This window comes from Lactobacillus corticis (assembly GCF_018327645.1).
GTDB lineage: Bacteria > Bacillota > Bacilli > Lactobacillales > Lactobacillaceae > Lactobacillus > Lactobacillus corticis.
This window is the reverse complement of sequence record NZ_BMAY01000013.1, coordinates 38,948-45,083: the sequence shown is the minus strand read 5'-3', so window position 1 is coordinate 45,083 and position 6,136 is coordinate 38,948. Positions and strand designations below refer to the sequence as shown.

The following is a 6,136-nucleotide window of genomic DNA, read 5'->3' as shown; positions in this document are numbered from 1 at the left end:
GGCTTCTTTGTCAACTGCTTTTTTTGATATCTGCTCGCCGCCTTGGCTCCTCGCCAAGCGACGTATATTACTTTACAGGTCCTCGCCTCTTTCGTCAACTATTTTTTGTAACAGTGTTTTGTTCGGCTTTGGTTAATATTTCGCCTGCTTTTTTACTATTATCGGAATGAAACAATCTAAACTTTTCTAATTTCAAGGCTCTTTAATGCGATAAGATTGGATATTTTGCTTAATTTACGAATTATGCTTTTTAAATTGCTGCGATAATTTTTTTATTTATATGAAAAAAAGGCGCAAACTCTCACGAATTTGCGTCTTTAATTGAGTTTATTTACTTTAAATCAAACTATCTTCTTTAGTAATCTTGGTCATCCCATGCATGTATGGAACCAATGCATCTGGAACTGTGACTGTACCGTCTTCGTTTTGGTAGTTTTCCAAAATTGCGGCTACAGTACGACCAACAGCTAAGCCTGAGCCGTTCAGAGTGTGTGCCAAGTGCAGCTTGCCATTTTCATCACGGTAACGAATTTGAGCACGCCGAGCTTGGAAGTCAGTACAGTTTGAACAACTAGAAATTTCACGGTATTTGTCTTGGGCAGGCATCCAAACTTCCAAGTCATAAGTCTTTGCACTAGTGAAACTTGCATCCCCAGTTGACAAAGCAACTACGTGGTATGGCAAGTTAAGCTTTTGCAGCAAAGATTCAGCTTGGTGGGTCAGGTTGTCCAATTCCTTCCAAGATTCATCTTCTTTACAGATCTTGACCATTTCTACTTTGCGGAATTCGTGCATTCTGATTAAGCCACGCGTATCACGACCAGCAGAACCTGCTTCACTTCTGAATGCTGGTGATAAGGCAGTCACATTAATTGGCAGCTTTTCACCGTGAATAATTTCATTTCTAAAGTAGTTGACCAAAGGTACTTCAGCCGTTGGAATCAAAGTTAAGTCCAAAGGCTTGTCTGGGTCGTCGTTATCAACAATCGTGTAGACGTCTTCGTGGAACTTAGGGAATTGACCAGTTCCTTGCATTGAAGCATCGTTTACCAAGTATGGCGGCAAAACTTCAGTATAGCCAGCCTTCATGTTTTCATCCAAGAAGAAATTGAAAACAGCTCTTTCTAGCAAGGCGCCAGCACCCTTGTAGTAAACAAAACGAGCAGCTGACACTTTAGCAGCCCGGTCCCAATCCAAAATATCAAGATCAGTACCCAAATCCCAGTGAGCTTTAGGTTTAAAAGCAAACTTAGTTGGTTCGCTCCACTTGCGAACTTCTTCATTGTAGCTGTCATCTGGGCCAATCGGGTCAGAATCGTCTGGGAAGTTAGGCAAACGTAACAAAATATAGTTTTGCTTATCTGCTAATTCCTTGATTTCACCATCAAGCTTCTTAATTTCAGCCCCTACTTCACGCATGGCGCTGATGGCGTCTGAAGCATCTTGCTTGTTGCGCTTAGCTTCCGCAATTTGCTTGGAAACTTCATTCCGCTTAGCCTTCAATTGTTCACTTTTAACCATAGCATCGCGACGCTTTTGGTCAATTTCAACCAATTCGTCTAATGTTTCCGGCTTGATGCCGCGAGTTGCTAACTTTTTCTTCGCCCAGTCGAGCTTTTCACGAATAACTTTAATATCAAGCATTGATACAAAAACCTCCGAAAAAAAGAGCCGATCCATCCTCATATTGGGACGAATCGGCTCATACGGCTTCGCGGTACCACCCAGTTTCAGCTGCTGATGCAGCTGCACTCATTTGTGACGATAACGGTGCCTACCGTGCAAGTATTAGTTGCCCACTTGAATGAAGGCTGGAAACGACGTCCGTTCACTCACACCACCCGTGAACTCTCTGAAGCTGTCTTAGGCCTTCGTGTTTGCTTTTATTTTATGCCATTTGCTGCGTTTGAGCAAATAATATTTTTCATCATGAACCATCCCATAACGAGCTAATACAGAAAGATCCACCGTATACTGGTATACAAAGCCCAGGCGTTCAAGCAAACTCTGGGAACGAGTATTAAAATCAAAAGTTTTAGCCCATAGTTCTCGCTGGTTTAAGTCATCAAACGCATAGTCAAACAGGATCGTTAAAGCTTCGGTCATATAGCCGCGATTCTCAAAATCACGGTCAAGCATGAAGCCAAGATCTTTAGTTTGCAAAAATTCCCCTGGAACCGTCCCGCGTTCGTATAATTCAACCAGTCCAATCATTTGATTGTTTTTCAGCAAACAAACCGCAAAACTGTACGGTCTCTGCGCATAAATTTCTGCTCCTTTATGGGCTGCTAATAAGTCCTGATAGGGTTCTAGCCCAGCAGTAATTTGATAATGCGGGTCTTGTGACCATTTAAATAAAACCGGCGCATCCTCAATTGTGATGCGCCGCAAATATAGACGTTGATACTTCAAAACTCTTTATTTTCCTATTAGTTTCATAACCCACTTGCTGCCCCAACTGAGTCCCAGACTATAAACCGCAATAGTCCACGGCTTGCAGAGTATGATTATCCAAAAGTAGGTCGATACTTTCATTTCCGTTAACCCAGCTATTAAGCATAACACATCATCAGGGGCAACAGGCGCCAAAATACAGACCGCAAAGAACCAGTTGAACTTTTTCTGATTTTTGGTCCATTTCATATATTTATTCAAAGTTTCTTCGGAAACAATATGTAAAATGAATGGACGACCATAATAGCGTGCCAGGAAAAAATTAATAAACGAACCAATGCAAATACCAACATAGTTATAAATAAACCCTTGCAATGGTCCAAAAAATACTACCCCCGCCAAGAGGGAAACTCCACCTGGAATGATTGGCACAACAACCTGCACAATTTGGATTAACACAAAAATAATCGGCCCAATAATTCGTTTATTGCGCAGGTAGGCGTTCATCTTTGCTTGACTGGTAAAAATCCCCAAATTGTACCAATAGATACACAAAAGTACAATAATTATTGCTGATGCTACAGTCAAAATACTGATCAAACGTCGACTGGCTTTAGGTGATAAGTGCATAGCAATTCTTCCTCTCCATCAACCTTTAGTAGCTTAATTTTATCAAAAACTACTCTAGGGAATATTTTTTTGACTGATTCTCAAGAAAAGATTAAGGTTTTTTCGCATTTGACGCTTATACTATAAATATACAGAAAGGAGCTACCATATGGTTGTAATAAAAAAAGACATTGTTTTTGACCCGGCCCACAAGCTGGCAACAGATATCTACTATCCAAATGATACCAGTTCAGCCACCAAAATCCTGATTTTCTGGCATGGTGGCGGTTGGTTCCGAGGAGATAAAAAGGGCCTCAAAAGTTTAGGCGTTGACATGGCTAATGCCGGTTTCATGACCTTTATCCCTAACTACCGTTTAGCCCCAGGCGACATTTTCCCTGCAGCCCATCAGGATTGCGAAACTTTTGTCAAATGGCTGCTGGCAAGCGAGTACACCGATCCCGACGATCAAGCTAACATTTACCAAATCGGTGCCAGTTGTGGCGGCACGATGGCCTTGGCGTTAGCTGGTAAATACGGATTTCCAACTATCACTTGGTCGGCTCCAGTTGACTTTAGCAATTGGTTTAAAAACCATCCTGAAGTTGTTCCATCCCCTCAAGCCAAGGAAGAATTGGGCCTAGAAAAGCGCGAAGATATCGCGAAGGCTTTTTATAAGTATTTCGTTCAAACCTATGCTGGTTCGGCTGATCAAAAGGTTTTGCAAAAGCTTGATGCCACCAGCTACGATTATCAAAATTTAGGACCGCTGTTCATGTTGAATTCCGTTGCCGAATTAACGCCGCTTTCAGGGGTCTTGCAATTTATCAGTTTCTTAGGTGAACAAAACAAGTCAGTACAATTGCTGACCCTGCCAGGTCACGGTCACGCAATGGATTATAGTGCAGAATATTTGGATGAAAGTTTGGACTATTTGCGCCAAATTGCCAAACGGCGCTAAAAAGGGACCCCGGAAGGGATCCCTTTTAGAATTATAAAATTACGTAACCAGTTACTGGGTTAGCAGGAACATCGTTAAAGTCAAAAGTCTTCAAGGCTTCAAAATTAGTGGTTCCATCAATCAGCGTAGTAACGCCATTGGCCAGCATTAAATTCATTTGTTTTTCTTTTTCTGGATGCTTGGTGAATGGTACCAGGACGACTGGCTTGTGCAAGGCCCGCATAAAGCCGATCTCAAAGGCAGAACCGTCATCAATCATATCCATATCGTATAAGAAAACCCCAACGGTTGCCGTCACGATATTGTTAACGTCATTTTGGTAGGTTGCTTCCCGCCAAAGCATGCTGCGTTTGCCCTTGGCTTCCTCTGCCGTTTCATTTGGGTCAGTAAAGTTTTGGTCGAATGGGAAAAAGACCCGCTCCACGGTTGGATTTTGGGCTAAATAATCCTTCGCAATATCAACGCGCTTGCGTTCATCATCGCTGTAGAATGGAGAACCTAAATAAATATTAGCGGTTCTTGGAGTATCACTCATTTTGGTTGCCTTTCTTTTTACTAATAACTTTTTTCGGTTTGGCTTAATTCTACCATGCTAGACCAGTCGTAACAATCGATCATTTTAGTAGACTTATTTCAAGTAAGCGCTTTATAATAAGACTGTTACCACTACTGTAGTTTTGGAAAAAAATAGAGGTAAATAAATGGCTAAATATCAATCAATAAATCCATATACCAATGAGGTATTTGCAAGCTTCGATAATCCTACTAGCGAGCAGATTGAAGATGCGCTTAACTTAAGCGATCGCTTATATCACAAATGGCGTCATGAGGACCCAAGCACTCGAGTAGCCCAGCTAGCCAAAATCGCTGCTGAAATGAAAAATAGTCGGGAAGAATTGGCTGCTTTAATGACCAAAGAAATGGGTAAGCGAATTGCTGAAGCTCGTGAAGAAGTAGATATTTGTGTTGAAATTTGTGACTACTATGTGAAACATGGCGAAGAATTGCTTAAACCAACTCCCCTTCCTACGACTTTGGGGTCTGCTTACTATGCCAAGCAAGCTACCGGGGTAATCATGGCTTGTGAGCCGTGGAACTTTCCGCTTTACCAAATCATCAGAGTATTTGCGCCTAACTTTATCGTCGGCAATCCGATGCTGCTGAAGCATGCGCACAATGTTCCAAGCACGGCTGCATATGTTGCTAAGTTGGTAAAAAGAGCAGGAGCTCCTGAAGGGGCTTTACTCAACTTATATTTAAGCTACGAGCAACTAGCTGATGTCATTGCTGATCCGCGAATCCAAGGCGTAGCCTTAACTGGTTCAGAACGTGGCGGTGCAGCGGTAGCTGAAGAAGCTGGCAAAAACTTGAAAAAGTCAACAATGGAACTTGGTGGCAACGATGCCTTTATCGTCCTGGATGATGCCGATCCGGCTTTGTTGAAAAAAGTATTGGCTGATGCCCGGACCTACAACAATGGGCAGGTATGTACTTCATCCAAGCGCATAATTGTAACGAGCAAGCGGTACGATGAAGTAGTTAATGATTTAAAGGAATTATTTGCTAACTTAAAACCGGGCGATCCGCTTGATGAAGCAACCACCTTGGTTCCAATGAACAGCATGCGGTCCAAGGAAAAATTGGAAAAGCAAGTTGCCGAAGCTCTTGGCCATGGTGCTAAGGTTCTTTACCAATATCCTGAAATTAAAGAGACCGGTGCGTTCTTTAGACCAGTCATTTTAACGGACATTAGCAAAGACAATCCTGCATACAACCAAGAATTGTTTGGTCCGGTAGCTGAGATTTATCAAGTTAAGGATGAAGCAGAAGCCATCCAACTTGCTAATGACTCGAGCTATGGTTTGGGATCTTCCGTAATTGGTCAAGATGTGGCTCACGCCCAAAAAGTTGCCGAGCAAATTGAAACCGGGATGACCGTGATCAACGGCCGCTGGATTACTGCCGGCGAGTTGCCATTTGGCGGAGTCAAGCGGTCTGGTTACGGCCGAGAGCTAGGACCTCTAGGCATTATGGCCTTTGTCAATGAACACTTAGTAATCGATGTCACCAAAGCAAATTCATAAACTTGCCCAAACAAAAACGGCCCGCTAAAAAACGGGTCGTTTTTTGGTGGTCAAACTTGCGTGACCACGGTGCGTAGAACATTGTTAT

General features: G+C 42.6%; 6 protein-coding genes. 2 read left to right on the top strand and 4 right to left on the bottom strand.

All coding sequences use genetic code 11. The features are described 5' to 3' along the window. Nucleotides 1-336 precede the first annotated feature (336 nt). The 3 genes from serS to KI210_RS07610 all read right to left on the bottom strand — a co-directional run bounded on the left by serS (nucleotide 337) and on the right by KI210_RS07610 (nucleotide 3,024). Nucleotides 337-1,644 (bottom strand): serine--tRNA ligase, encoded by a 1,308-nt coding sequence (gene serS, locus KI210_RS07620; RefSeq protein ID WP_212781288.1) that lies wholly within the window; start codon nucleotides 1,642-1,644, stop codon nucleotides 337-339. A gap of 219 nt (nucleotides 1,645-1,863) precedes the next feature. Beyond that, complete coding sequence (locus tag KI210_RS07615; protein WP_212781287.1) at nucleotides 1,864-2,412, bottom strand: GNAT family N-acetyltransferase; 549 nt, start codon at nucleotides 2,410-2,412, stop codon at nucleotides 1,864-1,866. 6 nt (nucleotides 2,413-2,418) lie between these two features. Beyond that, nucleotides 2,419-3,024, bottom strand: a complete 606-nt coding sequence (locus tag KI210_RS07610) for a TVP38/TMEM64 family protein (protein WP_212781286.1) — start codon at nucleotides 3,022-3,024, stop codon at nucleotides 2,419-2,421. A gap of 148 nt (nucleotides 3,025-3,172) precedes the next feature. Between KI210_RS07610 and KI210_RS07605 the strand changes: the two genes are divergently transcribed. Next, entirely contained in the window at nucleotides 3,173-3,964 is a 792-nt protein-coding gene (locus KI210_RS07605) for an alpha/beta hydrolase (RefSeq protein WP_212781285.1), read from the top strand. 31 nt (nucleotides 3,965-3,995) lie between these two features. Here KI210_RS07605 and KI210_RS07600 read toward each other — a convergent pair whose 3' ends face one another. Then, entirely contained in the window at nucleotides 3,996-4,499 is a 504-nt protein-coding gene (locus KI210_RS07600; protein ID WP_212781284.1) for a nucleoside 2-deoxyribosyltransferase, read from the bottom strand. Between the two features lie 166 nt (nucleotides 4,500-4,665). Between KI210_RS07600 and KI210_RS07595 the strand changes: the two genes are divergently transcribed. Next, nucleotides 4,666-6,048, top strand: coding sequence for an NAD-dependent succinate-semialdehyde dehydrogenase (locus KI210_RS07595; protein ID WP_212781283.1), 1,383 nt, complete (start codon nucleotides 4,666-4,668; stop codon nucleotides 6,046-6,048). The last annotated feature ends 88 nt before the right edge of the window (nucleotides 6,049-6,136 follow it).